This is a genomic window from Priestia sp. SIMBA_032, from assembly GCF_046535215.1.
In the GTDB taxonomy this organism is placed as follows: domain Bacteria; phylum Bacillota; class Bacilli; order Bacillales; family Bacillaceae_H; genus Priestia; species Priestia aryabhattai.
Genome location: NZ_JAWRXD010000446.1, coordinates 1 through 288, shown reverse-complemented (window position 1 = coordinate 288; position 288 = coordinate 1). Strand labels below are relative to the sequence as shown.

Here is a 288-nt window from a genome sequence, read left to right as displayed (position 1 = left end):
CGAAGGACATCATGACGAATTCCGACGGGATCCTCGCGCTCGAGGCGGCCGACGTCAGCCTGATCATCGACGCCGCCGGCCCCGCGCCCCGCGTGCTGCACTGGGGTCGTGGCCTCGGCGAGATGACGCCCGGGCTCGCGGAGGCGCTGCGCCTTTCCGCCATCCCGGCCGCACTCAACAACTCGCCGGACGTCGCCCGTTCCTTCACCGTGCTCCCCGCGGAGCGCGACGGCTGGCCCGGCACACCCGGCCAGGAGGGCCGCGTCGTCGGAATCGACGTCGTGCACC

The 288-nt window shown here is 72.9% G+C and carries 1 protein-coding gene; it reads left to right on the top strand.

All coding sequences use genetic code 11. From position 1 onward, the window contains the following. Positions 1 to 11 precede the first annotated feature (11 nt). Positions 12 to 288: hypothetical protein (locus SB717_RS35110; protein ID WP_410907519.1), on the top strand; the 277-nt coding region annotated here is incomplete at its 3' end.